Origin of the sequence: Acetobacterium sp. KB-1, from assembly GCF_003260995.1 — a bacterium.
Lineage (GTDB): Bacteria > Bacillota > Clostridia > Eubacteriales > Eubacteriaceae > Acetobacterium > Acetobacterium carbinolicum.
Map to the genome: position 1 here is coordinate 579,001 of NZ_CP030040.1, position 26,021 is coordinate 605,021.

At 42.0% G+C, this 26,021-nt stretch carries 26 protein-coding genes and 2 pseudogenes; 7 read left to right on the top strand and 21 right to left on the bottom strand.

What is annotated here, in order from left to right:
- Nucleotides 1–124 precede the first annotated feature (124 nt).
- From der to DOZ58_RS02730, 3 genes are all read right to left on the bottom strand, one after another.
- The gene (gene der, locus DOZ58_RS02720) at nt 125–1,444 is read right to left on the bottom strand and encodes a ribosome biogenesis GTPase Der (RefSeq protein WP_111886898.1); all 1,320 of its coding nucleotides are present in this window, start codon (nt 1,442–1,444) and stop codon (nt 125–127) included.
- Nucleotides 1,445–1,490: 46 nt separating this feature from the next.
- A complete protein-coding gene (locus DOZ58_RS02725; RefSeq protein ID WP_111886899.1) occupies nt 1,491–2,828 on the bottom strand; it encodes a DUF512 domain-containing protein in 1,338 nt (445 codons plus the stop codon).
- A 78-nt stretch (nt 2,829–2,906) separates the two neighbouring features.
- Nucleotides 2,907–3,761, bottom strand: coding sequence for a 4Fe-4S double cluster binding domain-containing protein (locus tag DOZ58_RS02730; RefSeq protein ID WP_204355461.1), 855 nt, complete (start codon nt 3,759–3,761; stop codon nt 2,907–2,909).
- An 85-nt stretch (nt 3,762–3,846) separates the two neighbouring features.
- Between DOZ58_RS02730 and DOZ58_RS02735 the strand changes: the two genes are divergently transcribed.
- Nucleotides 3,847–4,368, top strand: coding sequence for a DUF4364 family protein (locus tag DOZ58_RS02735; RefSeq protein ID WP_111886900.1), 522 nt, complete (start codon nt 3,847–3,849; stop codon nt 4,366–4,368).
- Between the two features lie 68 nt (nt 4,369–4,436).
- On the opposite strand, the gene DOZ58_RS02740 is transcribed toward DOZ58_RS02735, so the two are convergent.
- Nucleotides 4,437–4,805: an ABC transporter ATPase gene (locus tag DOZ58_RS02740; protein WP_111886901.1), complete on the bottom strand. Its 369-nt coding sequence runs from the start codon at nt 4,803–4,805 to the stop codon at nt 4,437–4,439.
- A 405-nt stretch (nt 4,806–5,210) separates the two neighbouring features.
- On the opposite strand from DOZ58_RS02740, the gene DOZ58_RS02745 reads away from it, so the two are divergent.
- From DOZ58_RS02745 to DOZ58_RS02760, 4 genes are read left to right on the top strand one after another with little or no spacing between them, the layout of a single operon-like run.
- Nucleotides 5,211–5,933, top strand: coding sequence for an amino acid ABC transporter ATP-binding protein (locus DOZ58_RS02745; RefSeq protein WP_111886902.1), 723 nt, complete (start codon nt 5,211–5,213; stop codon nt 5,931–5,933).
- Nucleotides 5,934–5,987: 54 nt separating this feature from the next.
- Nucleotides 5,988–6,800, top strand: a complete 813-nt coding sequence (locus tag DOZ58_RS02750; protein ID WP_111886903.1) for a transporter substrate-binding domain-containing protein — start codon at nt 5,988–5,990, stop codon at nt 6,798–6,800.
- Nucleotides 6,800–7,522, top strand: a complete 723-nt coding sequence (locus DOZ58_RS02755) for an amino acid ABC transporter permease (RefSeq protein WP_111886904.1) — start codon at nt 6,800–6,802, stop codon at nt 7,520–7,522. Before DOZ58_RS02750 ends, DOZ58_RS02755 begins: the two co-directional genes overlap by 1 nt.
- Nucleotides 7,516–8,175 (top strand): amino acid ABC transporter permease, encoded by a 660-nt coding sequence (locus DOZ58_RS02760; RefSeq protein WP_111886905.1) that lies wholly within the window; start codon nt 7,516–7,518, stop codon nt 8,173–8,175. The genes DOZ58_RS02755 and DOZ58_RS02760 overlap by 7 nt, the downstream gene beginning before the upstream one ends.
- 103 nt (nt 8,176–8,278) lie before the next feature.
- Here the strand turns inward: DOZ58_RS02760 and DOZ58_RS02765 are convergent, their stop codons facing one another.
- From DOZ58_RS02765 to DOZ58_RS02800, 8 genes are all read right to left on the bottom strand, one after another.
- Nucleotides 8,279–8,797, bottom strand: a complete 519-nt coding sequence (locus DOZ58_RS02765) for a C-GCAxxG-C-C family protein (RefSeq protein ID WP_111889662.1) — start codon at nt 8,795–8,797, stop codon at nt 8,279–8,281.
- A 175-nt stretch (nt 8,798–8,972) separates the two neighbouring features.
- Complete coding sequence (locus tag DOZ58_RS02770; protein WP_111886906.1) at nt 8,973–9,584, bottom strand: hypothetical protein; 612 nt, start codon at nt 9,582–9,584, stop codon at nt 8,973–8,975.
- 144 nt (nt 9,585–9,728) lie between these two features.
- Entirely contained in the window at nt 9,729–11,189 is a 1,461-nt protein-coding gene (locus tag DOZ58_RS02775) for a helix-turn-helix domain-containing protein (protein ID WP_111886907.1), read from the bottom strand.
- A gap of 64 nt (nt 11,190–11,253) precedes the next feature.
- A complete protein-coding gene (locus DOZ58_RS02780) occupies nt 11,254–11,442 on the bottom strand; it encodes a hypothetical protein (RefSeq protein WP_242988583.1) in 189 nt (62 codons plus the stop codon).
- A 63-nt stretch (nt 11,443–11,505) separates the two neighbouring features.
- Nucleotides 11,506–11,808, bottom strand: a complete 303-nt coding sequence (locus DOZ58_RS02785) for a type I restriction endonuclease (protein WP_242988584.1) — start codon at nt 11,806–11,808, stop codon at nt 11,506–11,508.
- An 18-nt stretch (nt 11,809–11,826) separates the two neighbouring features.
- Entirely contained in the window at nt 11,827–12,045 is a 219-nt protein-coding gene (locus DOZ58_RS02790; protein ID WP_111886908.1) for a winged helix-turn-helix transcriptional regulator, read from the bottom strand.
- Nucleotides 12,023–12,655 (bottom strand): ATP-binding protein, encoded by a 633-nt coding sequence (locus DOZ58_RS02795; protein ID WP_111886909.1) that lies wholly within the window; start codon nt 12,653–12,655, stop codon nt 12,023–12,025. Before DOZ58_RS02795 ends, DOZ58_RS02790 begins: the two co-directional genes overlap by 23 nt.
- 144 nt (nt 12,656–12,799) lie before the next feature.
- Nucleotides 12,800–13,345: a cold-shock protein gene (locus tag DOZ58_RS02800; protein ID WP_162624392.1), complete on the bottom strand. Its 546-nt coding sequence runs from the start codon at nt 13,343–13,345 to the stop codon at nt 12,800–12,802.
- Between the two features lie 149 nt (nt 13,346–13,494).
- Between DOZ58_RS02800 and DOZ58_RS02805 the strand changes: the two are divergent.
- A pseudogene (locus DOZ58_RS02805) lies at nt 13,495–14,616 on the top strand (transposase).
- Nucleotides 14,617–15,012: 396 nt separating this feature from the next.
- On the opposite strand, the pseudogene DOZ58_RS19215 reads toward DOZ58_RS02805, so the two are convergent.
- A pseudogene (locus DOZ58_RS19215) lies at nt 15,013–15,587 on the bottom strand (type I restriction-modification system subunit M N-terminal domain-containing protein); the annotation flags it as partial.
- 18 nt (nt 15,588–15,605) lie between these two features.
- On the opposite strand from DOZ58_RS19215, the gene DOZ58_RS18445 reads away from it, so the two are divergent.
- Entirely contained in the window at nt 15,606–15,923 is a 318-nt protein-coding gene (locus DOZ58_RS18445; protein WP_204355462.1) for a hypothetical protein, read from the top strand.
- Nucleotides 15,924–16,485: 562 nt separating this feature from the next.
- Here the strand turns inward: DOZ58_RS18445 and DOZ58_RS02815 are convergent.
- The 8 genes from DOZ58_RS02815 to DOZ58_RS02850 all read right to left on the bottom strand — a co-directional run bounded on the left by DOZ58_RS02815 (nt 16,486) and on the right by DOZ58_RS02850 (nt 26,020).
- Nucleotides 16,486–19,134, bottom strand: coding sequence for a valine--tRNA ligase (locus tag DOZ58_RS02815; RefSeq protein WP_111886911.1), 2,649 nt, complete (start codon nt 19,132–19,134; stop codon nt 16,486–16,488).
- A 17-nt stretch (nt 19,135–19,151) separates the two neighbouring features.
- Nucleotides 19,152–20,333: a glycosyltransferase gene (locus DOZ58_RS02820; RefSeq protein WP_111886912.1), complete on the bottom strand. Its 1,182-nt coding sequence runs from the start codon at nt 20,331–20,333 to the stop codon at nt 19,152–19,154.
- 8 nt (nt 20,334–20,341) lie between these two features.
- Entirely contained in the window at nt 20,342–20,497 is a 156-nt protein-coding gene (locus DOZ58_RS02825) for a stress-responsive transcriptional regulator PspC (protein WP_111886913.1), read from the bottom strand.
- A gap of 38 nt (nt 20,498–20,535) precedes the next feature.
- On the bottom strand, nt 20,536–21,333 hold the full coding sequence (proB, locus tag DOZ58_RS02830) for a glutamate 5-kinase (RefSeq protein WP_111886914.1): 798 nt from the start codon (nt 21,331–21,333) through the stop codon (nt 20,536–20,538).
- A 75-nt stretch (nt 21,334–21,408) separates the two neighbouring features.
- Entirely contained in the window at nt 21,409–24,351 is a 2,943-nt protein-coding gene (locus DOZ58_RS02835) for a vitamin B12-dependent ribonucleotide reductase (protein ID WP_111886915.1), read from the bottom strand.
- Nucleotides 24,352–24,535: 184 nt separating this feature from the next.
- Complete coding sequence (gene plsY, locus DOZ58_RS02840; RefSeq protein ID WP_111886916.1) at nt 24,536–25,150, bottom strand: glycerol-3-phosphate 1-O-acyltransferase PlsY; 615 nt, start codon at nt 25,148–25,150, stop codon at nt 24,536–24,538.
- A gap of 20 nt (nt 25,151–25,170) precedes the next feature.
- Nucleotides 25,171–25,446, bottom strand: coding sequence for a cysteine-rich small domain-containing protein (locus tag DOZ58_RS02845; protein ID WP_111886917.1), 276 nt, complete (start codon nt 25,444–25,446; stop codon nt 25,171–25,173).
- A 1-nt stretch (nt 25,447) separates the two neighbouring features.
- Nucleotides 25,448–26,020: an indolepyruvate oxidoreductase subunit beta gene (locus DOZ58_RS02850; protein WP_111886918.1), complete on the bottom strand. Its 573-nt coding sequence runs from the start codon at nt 26,018–26,020 to the stop codon at nt 25,448–25,450.
- Nucleotide 26,021: the final 1 nt, after the last annotated feature.

Here is a 26,021-nt window from a genome sequence, read left to right on the forward strand (position 1 = left end):
TTTCGTGACAAAACATTTTAGTCTCTTTAGCTGGTCTGACCATAACTACAGATCCAAAAAGAACGAAAATTCTGCATAGCTGCTGCAAAATTCCCGCTCTTCAGATTAATAACTGTTTTTAATCTTATTCCGTTCGTTCCCGAACAAAAAATCGAATCGGTGTTCCAAAGAAATCAAAGGTTTCCCGAATCTTGTTTTCAAGGTAACGCTGATATGAAAAATGGACTAAGGTCATATCATTGACAAACACCACAAATGTCGGCGGATTAATGGCGACCTGAGATGCATAGTATAATTTTAGTCGACGGCCATGTTTTGATGGCGGCTGCTTCATCATGACAAATTCGGCTAGTGCTTCATTGACCTTACCAGTAGTGATCCGTTTGGCGCTTTGTGCTTTTACATATTCGATGGTTTCAAATATTTTGCCCAGTCGTTGTCCGGTTTTGGCTGAGATAAAAATGATTGGCGCATAATCCATAAATGAAAGTGCGTCCCGAATATCCCCTTCCATCTTTTTCATGGTTTTATTGTCTTTTTCGACGGCGTCCCATTTATTGACAATAATAATCGATGGCTTGGACCGATTATGGGCAATCCCGGCAATTTTTGCATCCTGCTCGGTAACACCCTGAGATCCGTCTATCAGAACCAGTACAACCTGACTCCGTTCGACGGCAGCAATAGCTCTAACGATACTGTAACGTTCGATGTCTTCGTAGATTTTTTTCTTTCGACGTAATCCGGCGGTATCAATTAAAACATAGTCTTCCCCGTCGTATCTGACGCCAGTATCTACGGCATCCCTCGTTGTCCCTGGAATATCGCTGACAATCAGCCGCTCTTCGCCCAGCACCTTGTTAATTAGGGTCGATTTTCCGACATTCGGTTTACCGATGACAGCGACTCGCAGCCTTTCATCTTCCGTTTCTTCTTCGTCATAGTAATGCTTAACATGGTTAATGATCTCGTCCAGAAAATCGCCTAGACCCAAACCTTGTTCGGCCGAGATCGCCATTGGCTCTCCGATTCCCAGGTTATAGAATTCAAAGGCGTTGTTTTCCAGACCCTGGCTATCAACCTTGTTTACAGCTAATAAAACATCTTTGTCATGTTTCCTAATCATATTGGCAACTTCCAAATCTGAGGCGGTCATTCCTTCTCGACCGTCTACCATCAGGACAATCAGATCGGCCATATCAATGGCGATTTCCGCCTGGACCCGCATTTGCAATAGAATATCATCTTTGGTGTGGGGTTCGATCCCGCCGGTGTCAATCAGGGTAAAATGGTGGTTTTGCCATTCGGCGTCGGCGATGATCCGATCTCTTGTTACACCAGGAGTATCTTCGACGATGGCAATTCGTTCTCCAACTAATTTATTAAACAGGGTTGACTTTCCCACATTCGGGCGGCCAACCACTGCAACGATAGGCTTTGGCATTTTTTTCCTCACTTCATTTCTAATAATAATTTTATATTTGCATTTTTTATTTGTCTAATAATGCCTGCAGCAAGTCTTCACCCTGAACCGGAATGCTGTGGATGGTCACATTAAGGGCTTCGCCTAGCGTTTCCAGGGTCCAGTCGTCTAATAAGGTAGAAGTACCGCTGCGCAGGGCATTTTCTGGCAGCAGGAGTAAATCATAGGGATTTTTATCAAGCCGGGGTTTCATTTGGGTCAGTATGTCCGAACCGGTGAGCAGCCCGGATACGGTAATCGCCTCGCCAAAAAAGTGGTTGATGATCGGGAAAACGGTCAGATCGAGAGACGGAAGCTCCGTTTTAATCGCATCAACCAGATTACCAAGATAATCATAAGCAGCAGTTCCGGTCAGAATCCCAATTTTTATCGCGGTGATTTTAAGTGGTGAGTCAGTTTTTCTAACATTTATCGTCTGTAATGCTTCTTTAACGGAGGCTTTAAAATCGGCCATCATTCCTACCCCGTTTTCAATTTGGGGAAATCCGCTATAGTAAGTGCTTTCGGGAATGGGGCTCTGCGCCAGTAAAAAAAACTCGTCGCTGGGATAGACAAATCCATTATCGTATTTTTTTTCCATTTCATCATGAACGGAGTTAATAATATCCAGGGTTTTCAGTGCATCATCCTGACTAAAAAGACGCAGTTTTTCTAAGCCTTGGCGATGGTTTGAAAGGCCCACCGGAACCACTGAAACAGATTGAAGAACGGGATAAAGCGCTTTTAAATCATGCAACGTCTTTTCTAATTCGATACCATCATTAAAATCCGGTACCAGTACGATTTGTCCGTTCATCGCGATGCCATTATCATAAAAGGTCGTTAGATAGGACATCACATCTCCGGCGAAACGGTTTTTAAGCATCTTGATCCTTAAATTGGGATTGGTGGTATGAATGGATAGATTCATAGGCATTATGCGGTAGCGAATAATCCGATTCAGTTCATCGGGAGTAAGATTCGTCATGGTAATATAATTGCCAGTTAAAAATGACAAACGCTCATCGTCATCTTTTACATAAAGGCTATCTCTCATGCCAATCGGCAACTGATCGATAAAACAGAAGATACAATTATTCTTGCATGTTTTTGTTCCAATCATCTCTTCTGGAAACGTAACACCTAAATCTTCTTCGTATTCTTTCTCAATATCCAGTTCCCAGATTTCACCATCCGGTTTTTTTATTTCAACAACTAAGGCGTCGTCGGCAATCAGATAGCGGTAATCGAGGATATCAGTTACCGCCATTCCATTGATCGACAGGAGGATGTCCCCCGCCTCAACTTCCATTTCATCAAGAATGCTATTATTTTCGACGCCGTTTATTATAAATTTTTTCAACACATCTCTCTGTTTCTTTACAATTTAAAAACTGCCTAGCAAAACCAGCTGGCAGTTCTCCTTGTCTATTATATAATATTTTCAGAGAAAAAAAAACCTATTTAAGAATTTTTCCCAATTAAAGCGGTCTTTTAATGATTTATCTAAGTAAACAGTGGAAAGTTTCTTATTTTCCGATGGGACAGGCAACGACACATAGGCCGCAGACAACGCCCCACGACACATAGGCCGCAGACAACGCCCCACGACACATAGGCCGCAGACAACGCCCCTGCCGATATGGTGAAATGCTTCTTTCATATGCTGGCTGCAGCTATAGGCATCATAAAGCTCATTTCGCGGCATTCCAGGTTCCCAGATCCGCCCTTCTATGGCCATTGCCGGGCAGGCTTTGACACAGGCCCGGCAGGAACCGCAAGCACTTTCGGTAACCGGCTCACCCACAATTAGAGGTGCATTGGTTAAAATTGTACCCATGCGCACGCGGGGTCCGTAGCGCTGATGAATAAATAAGGCACTGCGCCCAATCCACCCTAAACCAGATAAAACCGCTGCTGTTTTGTGCTGAAATGCTCCGGTAAATTGATCTTTTGGATCTGAGACTGACTGCGATGCGGCAATAGCTACACCGGGGTAGCCGTCGGCTTCCAGTTCTAATAGAATTCGTAGGCAGATGTCATCGATGAGACGGTTAACACTCCGATAGTGATTGAAATAAGTTTGAGTGGGTTCATCTTCGATCTGGTTTAAAATACCATTTGATAGCTTTATTATAACGGAAATGCCGCGTTTAAAACCTATTCGTTTTTTAACAGGCAACATTGATAAATCTGAGAATCCGATTTCAGTGGCACCCATTGCCTGACCCAGACGGATAATTCTCTGGTTATAAGGTTTTTGTTGTGAGGAGAGATTGTTACACTTGTTTTTTTTCATTTTTTCCTCTTTTTTACATAGAAATTGGGAAATTATATCATTGTTATGTTACAATATCATTAGAAAAATAAAGGTGGTGATATGGATGATCTTTAATTCTGAGCAGCAGGCTGAGGATAAACTAATCATACTCTATGTCTTGAAAAAAATCAAAACTTCGTTAACCCGTGAACAGGTCGCTCTGATAATAATTGAAAACTTACAGATTGGCTATTTTGATATTCAGTTATATATTGATGATCTGATCAAAGATGAATTTCTTTCTGTGTTAGATTATGACGAAAAATCAGTGCTTACCTTATCTGCAATGGGCAAGGAAACATTGAAGGTTTTTCATGAAAAAATCCCCATTTATATTACTGAAATGATCGACCGTTATCTTGAAGAAAACAGAGAGAAAATTTTTAAAGAAGTTAAAGTAACCGCTAACTATCAGAAATTAGGTGAAACTGATTATCTCATCGAGTTGAAATTGCAAGAAAACAACATGGTTTTAATGGAAATTTCATTGAATGCGCCGACCTTAAAGCTGGCTCTGGATGTCTGCGATCGCTGGAAAAAAAATACCCAGGATCTTTATTCATCAGTATTGAATCTCTTAACCTGATAGTGCTAAAGTCTAGCTCATTAAAAGGTTCGCCACAGGGGGGTAATCCCCCATGGGCAACCTTTTTTTTATTTGTTGTGTGTTCCAATGACATCACGTTTGATCCGATCTTCAACACGACGATTTAGCCACATAATAGCCGTTTCAATATGGACTAACGCCATCGCATTTTCAGTACATTCAAACTCACCTTCCTGGAACAACTTTAAACGATCCCTGACAATCTCAAGTAAATCAGAATCAATCACTCCGACTTCAGATCCGGGTTCTTGTCGAGCCCCTTTTTGAAACTTAATTCTAGCAAGCTCAACCGGGTCCTCGTCATCCTTTGTTCGAATTACATATTCACGACAGGCATTTCCGACTCCTTTTTCAGCAACTCGATAAACCTCATTTAAATTGCCTTTGTACTGAACTGTTGTTAGTTTTTCACCCATGTTACCGCCCTCTTTTCACCCTAATTTAGGTTCTTATTTGAATACACTCGTTTATACCCAAAACCGAGTTGTTAATGCATTTTCATTTCCTAATATATTCAAAATAATTTAAGCTCAATTATAAGGCAACATGAATCTAAAAATAGCATGCTCATAAACTGATTTTGTGACTCATTAAGTGAGATGAAATTTCACTTAGTTCTTTTCAACATTGACGTTTTTAATTATACGTGAAATTTGAAAACGCTTGACAAAAGCTCTTCTTCATAATATTATTGTTAAAAGGCATTTTACTAAAAGATGCCTGATGTAGCAACGGAGCTTCTAATATACTATATCACAATGCGTATATTTTATGGAAGTTCTTTTTTTGGCTTATCGACATTAGATTTGGAGGAAGTATAATTGATTAAACTTCAAGATGTAAATAAATTTTTTGGTGCAAATCATGTCCTGAAAGATATTAACCTAACCGTGGCGGAAGGCGAAAAACTGGTTATTATTGGTCCCTCAGGTTCAGGTAAGAGTACTACCGTACGTTGTATGAATTTTTTAGAAGCGCCCACTTCTGGGCATGTTTTTATTGATGGTGAAGAGCTCACTCAAAAAAACAAAATTCAACTTGTTCGCCGGACATCAGCCATGGTATTTCAAAGTTTTAATTTGTACCCGCATAAAACGGTGTCAGAAAATCTGACACTGGCACCGATAAAATTGCAACATGTTCCAAAAGAAGAAGCTATTGAAAAAGCACGAAAATACTTAGCCATCGTTGGTCTGAGCGAAAAAGAAAATGCGTATCCATCAACTTTATCTGGTGGACAACAACAACGTGTAGCGATTGCCAGAGCTCTCGCAACTGAACGAAAGATTCTCCTTTTTGATGAACCGACTTCCGCGCTTGACCCTGAAACTGTTCAGGAAGTGCTTGATGTCATGATCAAACTATCAAAAGAAAATATTACGATGGTGGTTGTAACTCATGAAATGGGTTTTGCTCGTGTTGTTGCCGATCGTGTCATCTTTATGGATGACGGCCGAATTGTGGAAGAAGGAAAACCGGAACATTTCTTTGAAAATCCTTCGGAGGAGCGAACGAAACTTTTTCTCAGTAAGATCTTGCGTTAATTTCTAATATCAGAACGATATTAGGTATTATAATTTTTATTAATTAGGAGGAAAATGATTATGAAAAAGGTACTCTCTGCTCTGTTTATTTTATGCCTGGTGTTTACCTTGGCAGCTTGTTCATCTTCGACTGAAAAAAAGGATACTGCTACCACTGATGGCAGTCTCGATGCAGTTGTTAAAGCAGGTGTTTTAAGAGTCGGTGTTAAAGAAGACGTTCCCAACTTCGGTCTTCGCAATACCGCTACCGGTGAAATCGAGGGTTTTGAAATTGATATTGTCAAACTTCTGGCAAAAGAAATTCTTGGCGATGAAAATGCTTATGAATTAACTCCAGTAACCGCTAAAACCCGGGGGCCATTGCTTGACAATGGTGAAGTTGATCTCGTTATTGCGACATTTACGATAACTGATGAACGAAAATTAACTTATAACTTCTCTACTCCCTACTACGAAGATGCGGTTGGCCTGTTAGTCAAAAAAGATGCTGGTTACAAAGGTCTTGCGGACATGAATGGCGCAGCAATCGGTGTTGCTCAAAGCGCAACATCAAAAGAAGCCGTTCAAAAAGTAGCGGACGAACTCGGTATTACTGTATCTTTCTCTGAATATGCGACCTATCCAGAAATCAAGGCGGCATTAGACTCCGGACGTGTCAATGCCTTCTGTGTTGATGGATCAATCCTTGGTGGATACGTTGATGACTCAACCATGATTTTACCAGATCGATTCGCACCTCAACAGTATGGTGTTACATCAAAACTTGACAGCCTAGCTCTGACAGAAGCTGTTGACGGATACATCAATGGCTGGCTTGAAGATGGTACCATTGAAGGCCTAATCGCAAAATGGGGACTTAACTATTAATGAAAAGTTCTAATCCTTTTGCCTTATGGCGTTGGGAGAAGATGTTTGGAGAATGGCAAATGTTTGGCGAAGGGTTTCTGCGAACAATTGAGGTCGCAGCCCTCGCCTTAGTCCTTGCTCTTGTTCTGGGTGTTATTTTTGGCGTTATCTCAACTTCAAACAATAAAATAATGCGGGGACTAGCAAGGGTTTATGTTGAGTTCTTTCAAAATACTCCTCTGGTTATACAGGTTTTCTTTATGTACAATGGTCTGGCAATTGCCGGACTACGGCTAAGTGTGTTTGTAATTGGTGTTTTAGGGGTGGGTATTTATCATGGTGCTTATGTTTCTGAGGTTGTTAAAACCGGAATTACCTCAATCTCAGTAGGACAAGTTGAAGCTGCAAAGTCTCAGGGGTTTACTTATATCCAATATATGCGTTTTATTATTCTACCTCAGACCATCAAAATCGTCCTCCCTCCGCTCACAAATCAGGCTGTCAATCTGATTAAAAACACGTCAGTACTGGCGATGATATCAGGTTTTGATCTCATGTATATGGCTGATTCCTGGGCATCATCCAGTCTTGACTATGGTCCATCCTATGTATTTGCCGGTTTCTTATATTTTATGCTCTGTTTCCCATTGGCAACTTGGGCAAGAAAATACGAAGAACGCCTCAAAAACAAGGATACTACACACATTCCTTTTGATCCAAGTGAGGAGGCGGTAACATGCTAGAAGTTTTTTCAAATGTATTTACGCCTTCAAACGTCGAGTTTTTAGCGAAGGGAATGGTGTTAACATTAACGCTTTCTGTATCAGTTGTTATTATCTCGATTCTTTTCGGCACCATATTGGCGTTGCTCCGAACCTATGAAAAACGATTTTTGGGTAAGTTAGCCGGAGTCTATATTGAAATGTTTCGAAATACACCGCTACTCCTCTGGATTCTGGTGTGCTGTTTTATGATTCCATATGGTACCATTGTCATTCGTGGCGGGTTGGCATTGACATTATATACTTCAGCAGTCATTGCTGAAATCGTCCGTGGTGGTTTAAATTCAGTCGCCGAAGGGCAATTTGAAGCGGCCAAGTCCCAGGGCTTTACGCTAATTCAAACATTGATATTTATTGTTCTCCCTCAATGTTTTAAAAGTATTATTCCCTCTCTGTTATCGCAAGTTATTACGACTGTCAAAGATACGTCATTTTTACAGGTCGTTGCGATTCCTGAATATACCCGTAGTGGTTTTGTTGTTATGGGACGATATACCACAACACCGGAGGTCTTTATGATCTTTTCGGTACTAGCAGTTGGTTATTTTGTGATTTGTTTCAGCCTTTCTTGTGTCGTCCGCGGCTATCAAAAAAGAACTGAAATCGTTCGGTAATGTCGTAATGAACCAAAACTATATAAGTCCTATTTTTGTAAACACTGATAAAGTCATGGATTTTCTTTGAATCCATGACTTTGCTTTGGGGCTAAGGATCGCATTATTTCTGTATTGTTGCACCCATTTTTTCACCGTAAGGCATTTCGAAGGCCTCCTCCTGTGGAATTTGTAGATAGTGATAAGCTAACTGGGCGGTTGCACCAATCAATTTCATACAATGCACCCGTCTGTCTTTTCCATGCCAATCATCAAAAGGCTCACAGATATTACGACAGGTTGTACATCCGTTAGCTTCTTTAAACTCCCGGACAAGATTGTTATAACGACGGTAATATTTTTTTCCGACTTCGGCGCCTCGAACATCGGAATCGATACTCCAGGGATCTTTTCTGCCATGGACGGCACTGTTTGCCATCACTGCCGCCGACAAAGCACCGCAGGTTTCACCGCAAAGCCCAATTCCCCCGCCAAAGCCGGTACACATAGCGACGGTTTCTTTAGGAACATCCAGAACACCGGCGCGAATCAAAGCATCGTAGACGCTTTCGGCGCAATTCAAGCCATTTTTGAAATTTTCGATCGCATAATCGTTGACTAATTGTTTTTTTTCATTATTCATTTTATCTCTCTTTTCAAATTTATTTTTTCCCATCATTGAGTTCAGCCAGTTTCGACAAGAATTAAATTGAGATTAACAAGTGTCGCTGCAGTGATCTCTAACGGCTGCATCTTAGTTTAACAGTAATTAATATAGAAGTCTAAGGATTCGTCTATGTTTTTATAGTTAGAGTTACTCATGGTAGGTTCATAATGTTCTCCTTTATCGGATGATCATATCCATTGGAAGGATAGCGTATCATCATGTTATTAGCGGCGATTCGCTCTTTTGAAAAATATTCAATGTGATAGGAAATGATGGGGATCTTCATCAGTTCAAGCCACCCATTATAAACACCATCGATAAAGGCCTGGCGCCACGCTGAGCGGTGTTCAATCAGGAGACAGTCATGAAGCTGCTCTTTTTCAATCACCAGTGAGAAGGCTCCGTTCTCGAGATGGGGTTCAAAGGGGTAGGTCCGGCATTGGATAGGTCGATAGTCTCGCAGACAACCGTGGGCCAGATGGCAATAGATATAATACATTTTTTTAATTTTAGGGGGCATCGTGTAGTGCTTCTGACTGTGCAGATCGTAATCGGTCACGACCTCACATTGCATATATTCATATTCAAGGGGTAATAGATACATGCCCAGGCGCTTACCTTTGTCATCAATTCGGCGGCAACAATGATAACCACAACATTCCCCACAATTCCCCGCGATGATCGTTTCATCCATCAAATCATAGGCTTTTTCAAAAATGGCCTGATAATCCCTTCGCATTGGTTTTTTATTCTTATCTGTCACGGGTACTCCAATCGTTTAATTCTATAAATATATCTTCTCTGTTAATGCGCAAATCATCGCCTGGACACAGTGAAGGGTGGCTGGCAGCGGAGCTTTCGACCGCCTAGGTAGGTTTTATCCCCGGAAAGTCCGTGGCAAAGGCTGCTACACTTTACACAGCTGCATGAGGCGATCCAGTTCGGCCAGGGTTTGCTCCTTTGGTAAAACATACTCGCTGTTCGTCATATTGGTAAAAAAGTCATCAAAGGCGGCAACCACATTGGGCTCATAAATTTCAAAGACTTTAAAAACCAGCTGATTATTTTTGCGGTAGTGTAAAATTACGCGAATCAGATTCTGCTCATTGGAAAATTCGGTGGAGCCATTCATAAAGATCTGCTTTTCATCGATGGCATAATAAGAGCGACGATTGTTGGCCAGATCATCGCGAACCAACCGGACCAGGTATAAGCGATCAGCGGGTTTGACAACATGATAGACTTCATCAGGAAAGTTCAAGCGTCCATCCTGCATAAACTGTTCAAGATTTTTTAGCGAAAACACATTGATGATGCTGGGGTTTTCCCGCTGAATATTGCCAAAATGATTGACAGCCACCTCCAGCAGCGTTTGATAATAGGGAAAATCTTTATTCATATTTGCTTCCAATAATTCCCGGTTCATGTAGTAGGCAAAACAGGGCAAGGGCTCGACCACATGCTTTAACTGGCGAATCTGTTCCATGGTATAGACCTCAAACAAATCAGTGCTTTCTTCAATAAAGGTTTGGGATTTGGCAACCAGGTGATCAAACTCGGTGCGATACACGTCAATGATGGCCGCATCCTGATATAATACCGCCTGATTAAAATCAGCTGAAATGGTGATGACCCGTTCGGAAGTCAGGATAAAATACGGAAACAGCGCTGTTACTGGCGTGTTGGCTGGACTTTCTGGCGAAAAATAATAATAACAGGAACGATAGTTGATATTTTCCAGTAGGGACAGGGCGATCAGATGATGAAGCGCCGCCAATGCCTGGTCTGGTTTGTCGGCCGCTGCCTGTTGACGGAAACCCAACACATCCGCGAGGTTCAGTTTTTTCTTATTGCCCATCATCTGCTGAAAAATGTAATCGTACACCTTGCTTTCAGTATGGGGAATGCACAGTTTCAGGTCTGGTTGGGCGGCGAAAAAAAGTTCCTGATTGATGCTGCTTTCAATCAGATTCAAAACCGCCATGGGATCGGAGCAGATGCCGATGGACGCGGTGGCCGGCTGGTTTTCCCGGTCGCCGGTTTTCCGGTTGACTTCTTTTGAAAAGGGAATCTTATATTCGGTGAGTTCAGAAATCATTTCAATCAGATCAAAGATCTGGCGACGGCTGTAAGAGACGGTCTCCCCGACCCGGGCGATTTCCAGCAGTTGGGCGAGTTCATCCTGCTCAACCGGTGAAAGCCGTAAAGCCCGGCCCAGATTGCTGAAAAACTCTGGGGTTGGCAGGCGCTCGCCGGATTTGATTCGTTGCAGAGTGGTGCGATTGATGCCGCCAATTTCGGCCAGGGACGCAACGGTTTCACCGCTCTCGCTAATCAGTTCTTCAATTCTTTTGCTAAATAAGGTCATATGTCCTCCTGGGATTTTGATGTAAAATGATGCCCCATTGTTATGGGTATTTTGGGGCAATGGGTCATTTGCAGTTATCCGAAATCTCCGGATAACTGATTTTTGCCAAGGCATATTTACCAATTTCATGATTAAGCAACTTCATAATTGTCAACTCGTCGATGGCGTCAGTCAGGGCGTTGTGCAACTCGCAGTAAGCCAACTCCTTGCTTAACATCCGGTAGATGGTCTCGACGCCGTAGCCGCGCTTCAATCGGCAAAAGGCGGGATGCTGGGATTGTGCTGCCGATAGGCCGCCACTTTCACTAAAGGAGACCTACATCCTTTCGGTTAAGAGTCGATGAAAATGGCGGTTGTTTTCGACAAGCATCGGGCTGTTAACGGTGATGATCTGGCGGTAGGCCTCGTCTAGGGCTTCCGGAGGCAAATCTCGGTTAATGCGAAAGAGCGCACCCCGGACCCGCTCTTTCAGGATGACCTCGCGGTGATCCTGACGCTCCGGGAGCTCGCCCTCCGGGGAAATATCCGGGCCAAAGGCATAAGTGTAGCCCAGCGTGGTGAGTATTTCAATGGCGGCCTCTTCCAGAAAGGCCTCGGTGAATGTTTCGGATAAACTCATAGTGTCTCCCTTTTTTTGTTAACGATATTTTAAAATCTCCGGCTTAGTCAATTGATAATGTCTAGCTCTGCTTTTTCCAATGCCTTCGATAACTTGTTTTTTCTGTAATGAGACAAACACCCGCCTTACCTGAGCCGGAGATAACCCGGTTAATGAACTTGCCTCTTTATTGACTATTTTTTCATTTTTCATCAAATATTCGACGATTAGTTTTTCATTCGGGTTTAATTTGCTCATTATCCGCTCGTTTCCGCTCATCATCAAAATCATCGCTCTCATCAACTCTTTGTTTTTTCATTTTCACAAAGAAATTGGATTGATTTGAAAAAAATTCTACCCGATTTTCATCATCAAACGATTCTTTAATTCGCTTTAACCCACTTCCCCGTCGTTCCATATAATCCAGGCGATTAAATATATCAGCTAAAACGAGATTTCGTCGAATCGATGAGATTCTGTTAATGTCAACTTCCTGAATGTTTTTCCCGTCATACATGCCACCTGGCGACACAATTTCCATGCGAACATCATAGATATCAATATGGATTTCTGCTCCGATAATATTATAATCCCGGTGAATCAATGCATTAACCAACGCTTCTCTTACTGCATCTTCCGGATAATCAATAAATTCGATGCGTTTGGCACCTTGAATCTTCCATGCTTTTTGAGAATTATTTTTCACAAAAGAAATACCTTCTTTTAAAAGCATGATGATGTTGCCACTATATTCCTTATCATCAATCGCATCAATTGTCCGCTTGCCCTTGCTTTTTCCCATCCATCGGGTAACAGAATATTCGTGATTGCAACAAGGTGCATTCATCCGATAATAACAATCCTGCATAGGACAGATAATCAGCCTGATCAATCATCCGAAAGGATAAGTAATCTTTTCGACCTTCAATTCTTTTTAATGTTTTAATTATTTACGTTATTTTTTAGCTTTTATCTTGCTAAAAATGATAATAAAACTAATTGCTCAAATAAATTAAGTTAATCGATCACATAATTCCTGATATTTCTGATTGATATCAAACGAAACATCTCTTTTATAGAATCGATAGTTATCATTTTGAAATGTTGTTACATAAAGGTATTTTATCTTTACAGGTCGTTTTTGTTTAACTTTTCGATCTGAAGTATCAAGTAGAGAAAAGCCATCAAAAGAACCACCAGCCAATAAACCAATTCCAAATAACCCAGAAATTACTTTTTCACCCGCCGTAAAATGGACATCTTCCTCATATTCTTCTTCTCCAATATCATGGCCAAGACCATAATCTTTGATATTGCTGATCTTTAAATTTATATCACCAAACGAAATAAATGCTGGCCTGTTATTTCCATGTAATACAATATTTTTAGCAGCCAACCCTTTAGAACGCATTTCAGTATCAAACTCAACAGCATCACCTGGGGAAACAAATGCCGCATTTGTGACGTCTGTTATATGAAAAAATAAGTTTGTGCCATTGTCCATACGGATAAAACCATATCCTTTGTCTGTGTTATATTTTTGTACGATTCCTTTCATATTCAACCTCCTTGGCGTTTGAAAAACGCCACAGCACGCATAATTACGGGATATTTTTAACATAAAAAATATAACTCCTCACCAGATTGTGATAAAATTGAGTTGCTCATAAACAAATCTATCAACCTGAAAGGAGTTATATCATGACTATTTTATCACAAAAACAGCTTTCTTTGGCTGAAGTTTATTCTGATTGTACTCATTTTTTTAATATGACAAACATCACTTTCTTTCACTACTGGAAGAGAATCTGAATCTTCATGCGTTGATTCCACATTCATTTTATCAGCATTACTATTCGGCTCATGGCCGATATCGAGATTTTGAACTTTGTTCGATTCTCTGGGCGCTGATCCTGCAGCGGATTTTTTTCATGTCCACGGATGCACTCCTGATTACTTTTCTCAAGTTTTCCAGAGAACTCCGCGATTTCTGCGGTTTTAACCGGGTTCCCCATGCATCGCAACTGATCGTTTCAAAAAACATACCTGATGGACTTACAATCGCTTTTTCATCGTCTTGTTGATGTAACTGAACCGATCTGCCAGAAAATTGATGCCGATAAAGCGATGATGACTATTTTTGACACCTCCGGAATTGAAGCTTACGTCACTGAAAACAATCCAAAATTTGCCAATATAATTATTAAGCAGCTCACTCAAGGCATTCAAAAAATCTCACCAGCTTGATGACGCCTATGATCCCTATAAGGCTGCTTACGGTTCAATGCCCACTCACGCAAAATCCAACCCGGAAATCAAACAGCTCTACATTAATGGTCATTTCTGTTACGTCTACAAATTCGGCATCATCACCAATGGACTTGGCATTGTCCGGGATATCACTTTCTATGATGCGGATTGCCCGGTTATGCAGATGGGATTCCCTGTTGTCCAAACGATCCTTCTCTTCCCATGAAATCCGAAGGTCGACCCAAACGAAAGAACGGCCTGTTCGGTTTAAATTCACCTGTCCCAAAACAAAATGGATCAAACTGGAAGCCTGGAAAGACAAACGTCAGTGCTTCTGTGAAAATCCCTGTACTCCGTCTTCCTGTGGTCAGATGTTTTACATCTATCCTGAAAAAAATCTCCGAGCCTACCCCGGAACCCTTCGTGGGACACTCGAATGGGTTCGGATCTATAAAATCCGGGGCGTCGTTGAACAATACATCAATCATTTCAAAGACAGTTTCTGTCTTGCCAACCGTAAAACTCAGAATGCCAAGACACTTCACGCCGATTTGCTGTTGGCCGGAATTACCCAGCTGATTACTGCAATTTTTTCCGATACTATTCATCAGCATCAATACTTACGCAGTCTTAAACCACTCGTTGCCTAGTTGGACTTTTTATCTTCTTTGCCCAGCTTTAATTTTTGCGGCTTATTTTTCATCTTCTGCAACATTTTCTTCGCTTTGTTGTTCGTTTCCCTTCTGACTTCATGAAGTCTGTCCGTTTCTCACCACCAAATTCTCTGAGCTCTAAATCTTTTTCATTTCGCAATTACCTAGATAAAAAACATACCCCAAATAACGAAAAATGCACAAAACCTGGCTTTTTTTAATAAAGTTACATCCACATTTGCATACCCATTTTCAAGGTTGCATACTCCTATGCACAACAACTATTGACCTTATTAAATTGTATTAATCTCTGCATGATTATTTCATAGGCCCGGCCCTGATAGGGTTCGATCATCTCCACTAGGGTTTTGACGACGCTGGTGGGGGTGTAGAATTCGCCACCGCCCTTGCCTTCAACACTGGCAAACTGACCTAGAAAGTATTCATAAACCCGGCCCAGCAGATCTTTTTCGCCACTGTCATGGAGTTTAATGGTGGAGATCAGATCAATCAGTTCTCCCAGCCGCCGTTTGTCAATTTCCGGTCGAGCGTAGCGTTTGTCCAGCACCCCTTTTAAGGAGCTGTTTTCTTTTTCGATTTGGATCAGGCGTCGTCGATATACTGACCGATTTTGACATCCTTGGCGTAAAGGTCCAGCGGGCTTCTTTGGGGACCCAGAAGATGTTCTCGGCTTCGTATTCATCCCGGTCTTCTTCAAAGCCTTCCCCCTTCGGCCAGGAGTTCCTTATATTTGGTTTCAAACTTGTCGGAAATATATTTTAAAAAGATCAGCCCCAGGACCACGTGCTTGTATTCGCTGGCATCCATGCTGCCTCTTAGTTTATCGGCTGATTTCCAGAGGGTTTCTTCAAACCCGATTTTGCCTGTATTTTCCATTGTTCCTCCGTCTTTTTGATGGTTGATATTATTGGTATGGTCCCAATTTCCGCGGTTGGCTTTGGCGCTTTAGGGATTGCCACATCTTTTTTATTATACGCTTTTTCCGCGTCACTGACTAGAGCAAATTTCACTTTCCAGGCAACGCATCTTCTTTTTATTCACTTAATCGATCAACCCACCGGCCAATCCAATCGCCCTGATTTGAGGATGATGCACCCCCCCGACTTAGTAAAAACCATTATCAATGGCCAGTTTTGCCTAATGGGGATCGGTCGGAATTTAGTCAAAATAATCACCCTGGCCATTAAAAATCAGGGTAAAAAAACAGGTTAAATTAATAAATAAACGAAGCTCACAACCCAATCTGAAGAAGGCAGCATAATTGATTGGGATAGCGGATCACGCCGATGCCATACCCCACCACTAAGTCAGCTATTTTTGCCTTGATCGCTTTATCGATGTGGCCGGGAAAATAATAGTCAAAAGCTTCACCTTATGAGTGGCAGGAATCGGGGACACCGCTGTCAGATAATCAGCATCACGCTCAGAAAAAGTCCGAGAGTCAATCATAATACACTGGTCACAGGCATTCATTCGGATCATTTACCGCTGTTTTAAGATCGACTAAAAAACAATATCACGCAACACTGCATCTTTTATCGCCATTTAGAAGCGTTTATAACCGTATGCGGATTCGCTTAAGTGATAGGCACTTTAACCAAGGCCTGCCGGCTCCCTCAGGGCTAGTGGAAAATCGCCGTGGCTTCCCCGGTCAGCTGATCTTTGAGAATGCCGGTCAACCACAAAAAGCCCGGAACCGCCTGAATCTTTCAGGGTGTTCCGGGTTTTGAATAAGCTGTGATCCCACTGATAGGATTATCAGTGCGGGGGTCAATTATTTCTTAAAATACTCTAGCCGTTCCAGGACTTTTGCCATGGTTTCCAGGAATTTTTTCTGTTTGTCCCGTTCACTTTCGACCACCTTTTCCGGCGCTTTATCGGTGAAGCCTTTGTTTCCCAGCTTCTGGGTGACCCGGTCAATTTCCTGCTGGAGTTTCTTTTTTTCAGTTTCCAGCCGGGTGATTTCTTTTTCTTTATCGACCAACTCGTCAAGGTTAATATAAATTTCCAGATCTTCCACCACGGCAGAAACATAGTTATCTTTTATATCGGCTTTGGTAATCGGCAGAATCGTTGAAACCGAAGCCAGCTTCTGGAAATAATGGAGGGAGTCGGCCATCAAGGCCAGGTGTTTCGGGTTATTGGAAATCAGGAATAACTGGGTCTTTTTGGAATTAGGTACATCCATTTCAGCTCGGATGTTGCGGATGCTGCGAATCGCAGCCATTAAAAACTCGACCTGTTTTTCATCTTCCGGGAAGACGTAAGCTTCATTGAAGTGGGGCCACTGGGCCACCATGATGTCACCGGTGGTACCCGGCAGGTAGCCGTTAATTTCTTCAGTAATAAAAGGCGTAAAGGGGTGGAGTAACCGTAGGATCGTATCCAACACCACGCGCAGGGTGTACTGAGCCGAGATCTTGGTCTGCTCTTCCTCGCCATATAACCGTGGCTTCACCAGCTCGATATACCAGTCACAGTATTCGTTCCAGGCGAAATCATAAATTTTTGAAGCAGCGATGCCCAGTTCATACTTGGTCATATTATGGTTGACTTCAGTAACGATGGTGTTCATCCGACTGAGAATCCATTTATCAGTGTTTTCTAGATTGGCGATGGCGGTCTCTTTTTTATCCATAATATCTTCATCAAGATTCATTAAAACAAAGCGGGCAGCGTTCCAGATCTTGTTTAAGAAATTACGGCTGGATTCCACCTTTTCATCCTGCCAGCGGATATCGTTGCCGGCGGAATTACCAGTGATGATGGTAAAACGCAGCGCATCAGCGCTGTAGGTTTCGATCAGTTCCAGCGGATCGATGCCGTTACCCAAGGACTTGCTCATTTTGCGGCCTTGCGAATCCCGCACCAGACCGTGGATATAAACATCTTTAAAGGGTGTTTCGCCCATTTCGAAGAGGCCCATAAAAATCATCCGGGCGACCCAGAAAAAGATAATATCATAACCGGTGACCAGCACCGTGGTCGGATAGAACTTTTTCAAATCCTCAGTGTTTTCCGGCCAGCCCAGGGTTGAGAACGGCCATAGGCCGGAACTGAACCAGGTATCCAGGACGTCTTCATCCTGACTAAGCTGGGTGCAACCACACTTGGGACAGCTTTCAGGGGCTTCTTTAGAAACCATCATCTCCCCACAATCGTCACAATAATAGGCGGGAATGCGATGTCCCCACCACAATTGTCGGGAAATACACCAATCTCGGATGTTTTCCAACCAATTATAATAGATTTTATTAAACCGCTCGGGAATGAAATCGGTCTCGTGGTGGCGTACCGCATCTAGGGCCGGACCCGCCAGCGGCTCCATTTTGACAAACCATTGCTCAGAAGTCATGGTTTCCACAGTTGTTGAGCAACGGTAACACTCGCCAACATTATGCTGATGTTCTTCTATTTTTTCTAGCAGGCCCAAATCTTTTAGATCTTCGACGACCGCCTTGCGACAGTCATAGCGATCCATTCCGGCATATTTTCCGGCCAGCTCATTCATTGTACCATCATCGTTAAGTACCCGAATTTGCTCCAGATGATGACGGAGTCCCACCTCATAATCGTTGGGGTCATGCGCCGGCGTCATTTTAACTACCCCGGTTCCAAAGCTCATATCCACATAGTCATCAGCGACAATGATGATTTCTTTATTGAGTAATGGCAAACTTACGGTTTTACCGATCAAGTGTTGATAGCGCTCATCTTCCGGATGAACAGCTACCCCACTGTCCCCCAACATCGTTTCAGGACGGGTAGTGGCAACCACCAAATAGCCATCACCATCGGTTAGCGGGTAACGGATGTGCCATAAATGGCCCTGTTGTTCAGCGTATTCAACCTCAGCTTCAGATAGTGCTGTTTTACAGGTAGTGCACCAGTTGATAATCCGGCTGCCCTTATAGATCAGTCCTTTTTCATAAAGATTGACAAAGGCTTCATTAACCGCCTGACTACAGCCTTCATCCATAGTAAAGCGTTCCCGGCTCCAGTCGCAAGATGCTCCCAGTTTCTTTAGCTGGTCGGTAATTCGAGTTTTGTAGGTCAACGCCCAGTCCCACGCTCGCTCCAAATAAGCTTCTCGACCAATTTCCTGTTTAGTTTTGCCTTCTTCTTGCCGGAGTTTATCCACGACTTTAACTTCAGTAGCAATACTGGCATGGTCTGTTCCTGGTAACCACAACGCTGAATAACCATCCATCCGTTTATATCGGGTTAAAACATCCTGGAGGGTGCCATCAAAGGCATGGCCCATATGGAGTTGTCCAGTTATGTTTGGAGGGGGCATCACAATGGTAAAGGGCTTGCCGTCAGGATTGACCTCTGGTTTGAAGTATCCCTTTTCCTGCCAACGGGTATAGGTTTGATCTTCGACTTCCTTCGGATTATAAGTTTTTGACATTTCTTTTTTCATTTTTGCTCCTGCTCTTCTTAATGGTCTTCTATTTCCTTGATTTTGTAGGAATCCTGTTGCGGCTCAGTGAGTGACTTTCGAGTAGTATAATCGGCGATCAGGTTTCTACAGAGTTCGATTGTTTTACTCATCGATCGTTTTTGCGCTTCCTCTGACATATTTTCTGACATTCGCTTAATAATATATTTATTTTCAAACAAAAAATCAACCATCGAGGTCAAATCTTTGATCTTATCTACTTTGATGGCCATTCCCCCATCAACAAGATAATCGGCGTTCTCTTCTTCCTGTCCAGGATAATAAAACGGAATAATCATGGGGATGTTTTTAACAATCGCTTCCGTTGTAGTAAGCCCCCCGGGCTTAGAAATGATAGCATCGGACTCATCCATCAACTCGGACACGTTGTTCACAAACCCGTGAATTTCAACGATTTTTTGATCATCTGTTTCCTGGGCATAAAGATTTTTAATATCTTTTTCAATCTTTTCATTATTTCCACAGACAACGATAATTCGGATTTTTTCTTTTACCTTCAGCAAGGATGAAAAGGCTTTCTCCATTTGTTTGCTGCCCAAACTGCCGGCCATGAGTAAGATCGTGCCTGCCACATTGGCGGTCTCCTTACGTTCAAGATGGTTGTTTTTTAAAAAGGTTTGCCGTATCGGGATGCCATAGGGATAAATGATCTCTTCAGCAACACCTTTGTCAACCATCGTCTGTTTCGTATAATCGCTGCCAACAACATAAGCGTCAATCATTTTTTTCAGATAAAGGGTATGAATCTTATAATCCGTAACGATGGACAACACCGGTACATCAAAAGCGTGATGTTCTTTTAGTGTACCTAATACATTGGTAACGAACGGATGAGTGGTAATGATTAAATCCGGTTTTCCAGAATTGATCAGTGGCACAATATCAGGGTTCATGACCTTTGTCAGAGCCTGAAAAATCCCCTGCTGGAAACGATTCATATTATTGAACTGATTGTACATTTGCTCGTAGAGCTTGGGTACATTTACCACAATTTGCTGGTAGCCTTTGGTAATCAGACGATCGAGGGTGATATTCGTCTCTTTAAACGCATCATAAACCTCCGTTTGATAGCCAGCCTCGTCCAGGGATTCTTTTAACGACTGAGCAGCCAAATTATGACCAGCACCGGTCGACGCTGTAAAAATAAATACTTTCGACATGACAAACCTTATTCTTCGAATTCTTTAGTGAATTTATAATTTACCCGCATCAGTTTTCCACCCATTGCTTCTTCTTTTCTTTTTTCAACAAAATAAATTCCACCAAAAACCATTAACATTCCCGCAACTACGGCAGAAAATCCGACGAATATTTTCTTTAACATAAGAATCCTCCATATTTAAAATTGATTTGCGTTACTTTTTAATCACTTAAGAAAATGGTCCCTATCTCTTTGCCATCCAAAATATCATAAAGGGTTTTACAATCTTCACCAGAAGCGATGATCACATCGATACCGCAATCAGTGGCATATTTTGCTGCCCCAAGTTTAGTAATCATCCCTCCAGTGCCCAGACATGAGGTGCTACTTCCGGCGCTTTTCATAATTTGGCCATCGACATGATGAACTGTTCTGATTAGTTGGGCCTCTTTATTAAGTACCGGATTGTCATCGTAGAGACCAGCCACATCGGACAAAATTATCAATAGGTCAGCATCCACCAGGTCAGCTGTCATTGCTGAAAGGATATCATTATCCCCAAAACATTCTTCCTGGATTTCGTCTGTAGCAATACAGTCATTCTCATTGACAATAGGGATGATTCCTCCTTCTATCAGGGCGTTGAAGGTATTCATAGCATTATTTCGCTTGATTGAGTGGCTGAAAACATCTTTTGTCAGTAAAATTTGTCCCACAGTCTGGTGATATTCATCAAATAATTTATGATAGACACGCATCAGTAAGCCTTGTCCCACCGAAGCGGCAGCCTGCTTTTCTTTGAGGGTTTTCGGTCGCTCTTTCAGCTTCATCCGGTTCATTCCGGCACCGATGGCGCCAGACGAGACGAGCACCATTTTCTTACCACTATTCTCAAGATCGGTCAAAACCCTAGCCAAGATTTCCAATTTTCGGAGATCCAGGGTTCCATTAGCGTGGGTTACTGAGGTTGTTCCCATTTTAACTACTATTGTTGTTGCATTTTTAATCTTTTCTCGCATCTAAATCTCCTAAGGTGTGTATCCTAGTTAATTATTATATCAAACAATGGGAAAACATCAAAATCTTTTTTATTCTTAACTGCATCCTGTGGTTGTCCCGCAGTCCAGACATAATTTGCAAGTTCCATTGCGCATCATCCGGTCACTGCCACAATGACTGCAGGTTTCTCCGTATAATACCTCGCTGGCTACATCTTTATTGTAATCCTGGATGGGATTATCAGCACTGATGCTTTTTACCATGTTTTGCTTATTCATCAGAGTAAAATTTTTGGGTTTAACCTGGCAGTTTGAAAAATCACCATGTTCAATATCAATCACTTTGCTAATCAAATCAGAAATTGATGAAGCAAATTTGATGTAAGGATGGCGAGATACAAAACCAGATGGTTCATATTTTTGCCCTCTGAGCATCTTAGAAATTTGATCGGGCGGGATATGGTATTGAAGCATGTTGGATATCGATTTGGATAAGGATGCCAGTAATCCTTTGACGACCGTTCCTTCTTTGTCAGTAGAGACAAATATTTCAGCGATGCCACCATCTTCATAAAAACCGATGGTAATATAGAGCTCGATATCGCCGATTTTTGCCGCATGGGTTCGACTGAGCCGCATGCCTTCGGGCCGGACTCGGTTCAGAGCTTTTGTTGATCCTTCTTTTACCAGTGCAAGCAGCTCAGCATAAGAGTAGTCGTCGAGTGCCTTGTCACGATCGTCTGCCATTCCCGAGCTTAACGGCTGAGAAGCTTTGCAGGCATCTCGATAAATGGCTATTGCCTTGGTCCCCGTCCGATAAGCCAGTAGATGGATATTCTCGACATCTTCCACTGATGCATCATTAGGTAAATTTACCGTTTTAGAAACTGAACCACTGATCATTGGGGTGATGGCAGAGACCATTAAGACGTGACCCATTGGTGAAATGGTGTTGGCACTATCAAAAACAGGCAAATGTTCGGGTTTGATATAAGGAGCACCGGCTACGCCTTCATGTAAAAAATAGCCATGGCTGTCTTTTTCAAGTAAGTAAGTCAGGATTTCGCTGATTTCTTTTTCACTGTAACCGAGATTATAAAGCGCCATTTCCATAACTGGATTGACAATCTCCATGGACCCGCCGCCGATCAGTTTTTTAAAAACCACATGATTATAAAAAGGTTCTATCGATGTAGCGCCGCAGTCCATAGCAAACGAAATGGTTCCAGTTGGTGCGATGACGGACACCTGGGCGTTTCGATAGCCATAGGCATCACCGGCTTCTTCCGCTAGTTTCCAGGCTCTTTTTAATTGATTGCTGATATCTTTAAAGCCGATTTTTTGTAGCAGCTCATGGTTAATCTTAATCGGATCATAATGCAATTCTTCATAGCTGTCAGTTCGGCTGCCAGCAACACGACTGTGGTTGCGAATGACCCGTTTCATATAGGGTTCGTTGATTTCATATTTTGGAAAAGCACCAATTTTCCCCGCCATCAGTCCCGAAACATAGTAGGAGGTCCCGGTCATGATACCTGTGATCGCGGCGATCAGATTACGACTTTCTGCTGAATCATAGGGAAATCCCATGGCTAAAAGCAAGGATGCTGCATTGGCGATGCCGAGACCAGTGGTTCGAAACAGATAACTTTTTCGAGCAACATCTTTGGTTGGGAATTGTCCGTGGTATATGGAACCTTCCAAAGCGCATTGGATTAATCCAACCAAGTGAATGTAGTGATCAAGTGAAAAGCTGTTATCTTCCTGATTATAAAATTTGAAGATGTTAATCGATGCTAAATTACAAGCCGTATCATCTAAAAAGGCGTACTCCGAACAAGGATTGGTAGCATTAATTCGGTTGTTTTTTTCGTTGATTTTACCATTTTCGCCCCCTGGGCATGTATGCCAAGCATTAAAAACATCATCAAATTGAATGCCTGGGTCAGCACATTCCCAGGTGGCTTGATTAAGATGATTCCATAATTCCTTAACGGGCACTTCTCGATCAACCTTATCATCAACTCGGCCTTTGAGTTTCATTTTATGATCTGGTTCATTTTTCAGGTTTAAAACAGCTTCCATAAATTCAGCGTTGAGACGGACTGAGTTATTGCTGTTTTGACCACTGACAGTCTGATAAGCTTCACCATCCATGGATATCTCGTAACCCATTTTTCCCAGTGCCCGGACCTTTTGCTCTTCTTTTACCTTCCAGTTAATAAAATTATCAATTTCCGGATGATCAATGTCAACGATAACCATTTTAGCCGCCCGCCTAGTTGTCCCCCCAGATTTAATGGCCCCGGCATTGCGATCCAGTCCCTGGAGAAAACTCATCATCCCCGATGACTGCCCGCCACTGGTAAGGCCTTCATTAGCAGCTCTGAGGCTGGAGAAGTTAGTCCCAACACCAGAACCACCTTTAAATAATTTGGTTTCACTGACATAGTGCTCCGAAATAGAGTGATCACCAAGAAGTCGGTCTTCAATTGATAGGATAAAACAGGCGCTAGCCTGAGTTCTTGTGTATCGATCTTCTGATTCAAGCACCTGTTCGGCTTTTTCGTCATAATAATACAAATCATCCTTGGAACCGGCAATTTGATAACTTCGCATCAGACCAGTGTTAAACCACTGAGGTGAGTTAGGGGCCCACATCTGCATCAGGAAGGCATATACCAGTTCATCGTAATAAATTTGCCATTCCTCATCCGTATCGATTAGTCCTTCTTCTTTAATGGCATCCGTCCAGAAACCGACTAGACGATCGGCAATTTCACGCATGCTGTGTTCATAACCGAATTGGTTGGGAACACCTTTTCTTCTAAAGTATTTTGTTGCGATAATATTACAAGCATTTTGAGAATAGTGTTCTGGAAATTCCAGATCTTTCATTTCATAAATGGTTTCACCAGTTTGATAGTTTTTTAACACAACGTCGACAGTTTGCCACTGAAACAGATCATAAACAGTTTTATTTGAATTTTCCAGTTCTTTCGTAAATACTCGTTTAAACAGCTGATTTATTTGATTCAATTTATTTCTTCCTCCTAAATTATATACATGATATTGGGTTGCAACTCTAATTATAAACATAGATGTAGTGTTTAACAATGTATTTTTATGTTTTTAAAGATTGATTTTAAACGCTCGCTTTAAGCAAGTAAAAAGGCCCATCTCAGAGCCTTTTAAAATAGTAGTTAAATAGAGTGCTAAAAAGCTAATTTTTCATTTTAACTTTTTGTCCAATTTTGCTTTCTCGTCCCTGGATGATCCGTCCAATATTTTTACGATGTTGAAAAATGCTAAACAGACATAATACAATCGCGAAAATAACTTCTGTAACAGTTCTTCCTAGAAGCAGGGTAAAAACCGGTAGCATGGTCATGCCCACCATCGAGGTAAGGGAAACCATTTTCCATATTGCCAAAATGATTAGTCCAATCATAATGGCAATCAGAGCTACTTCCCAATCATAGGTAAGAAAAACACCTAACGATGTTGCAGTACCTTTTCCGCCGCGAAATTGAAGAAAAGCTGGCCAGTTATGACCGGCGACAACGGCAATCCCACCCAAAATTAGAAAGATCTCGTTTAGGCTTAAGGCATATCGACCAACAACGATCACCAGGCAGCCTTTTAATGCGTCGAGAAGAAACACCGGAATAGCCACATTTTTACCCATCACCCGAAGCACATTTGTTGTTCCTGCATTGCCACTGCCGTAGTTACGTACATCTTCATTTTTTAAAAATTTTACCAGAATATAAGCGAAATTTAGATTCCCGATTAAATAAGCTGCAACAATAAAAACAATTCCAATTACTATCGACATTTTTCTACCCCTTTAACCTATTATATTTTTGTTGTTCTGAGTTGTTCAATTAGCAGCCCTAATTTCTCCAACACCGCATCATAATGCTCGCGATGATGTGGAAAGCTGCATTTACTACAGTTTTTAATCCCCTTATCGGTATAACTAAAATGACCACCACAGTTGTTACCCAAGGCGTACAGCGGGCAATAACAAAACAGACAATTAAAATCCTCTAAATCATCAACCTTATGGCAAGGAAAGTACTCACAGGAGGTATGCTGAAAAAACTTATAATTCGAATCGTCTTTTTTCATTCTATACAGCATCCATCCCTGCGTGCAGGGCTTTGATATTAAGATCTTTAAACTGTTCTTTCACATTTTGAGCAATGATCGTCTCCCAATCAATATCGGTTAAACCCATCGATTTTATAATGGAACCAAGCAAAATCACATTCATTACCTTTGAATTACCGAGTTCTTCTGCCATTTTTGTTGCCGACATCACTCGTAAACTAACCTTTTTTTCTATTTCATTTAAAATATTGTCAGGATAAGTGTTCGCTCCAATGATGACAGAAAGCGGAAAGATCTCGGTGTCATTGACAATCATTTTGCCGGTCGGTTTGAGGTACTCCAGCGATCTCAGACCTTCCATTTTTTCAAAGGCAACGACGATATCGGCACTGCCGATTTCAATTACCGGAGATTGGACATCATCGCCATAACGAACCAATGAAGAAACCGAGCCGCCGCGCTGACTCATACCATGGATTTCACTCATCTTTACATCAAAACCGGCTTCCATTAATCCTGTTGTTAAAAGCTTAGCGGCTAAAATTGTTCCTTGACCGCCGACTCCCACTAATACGATATTTTTTGTTTCCATC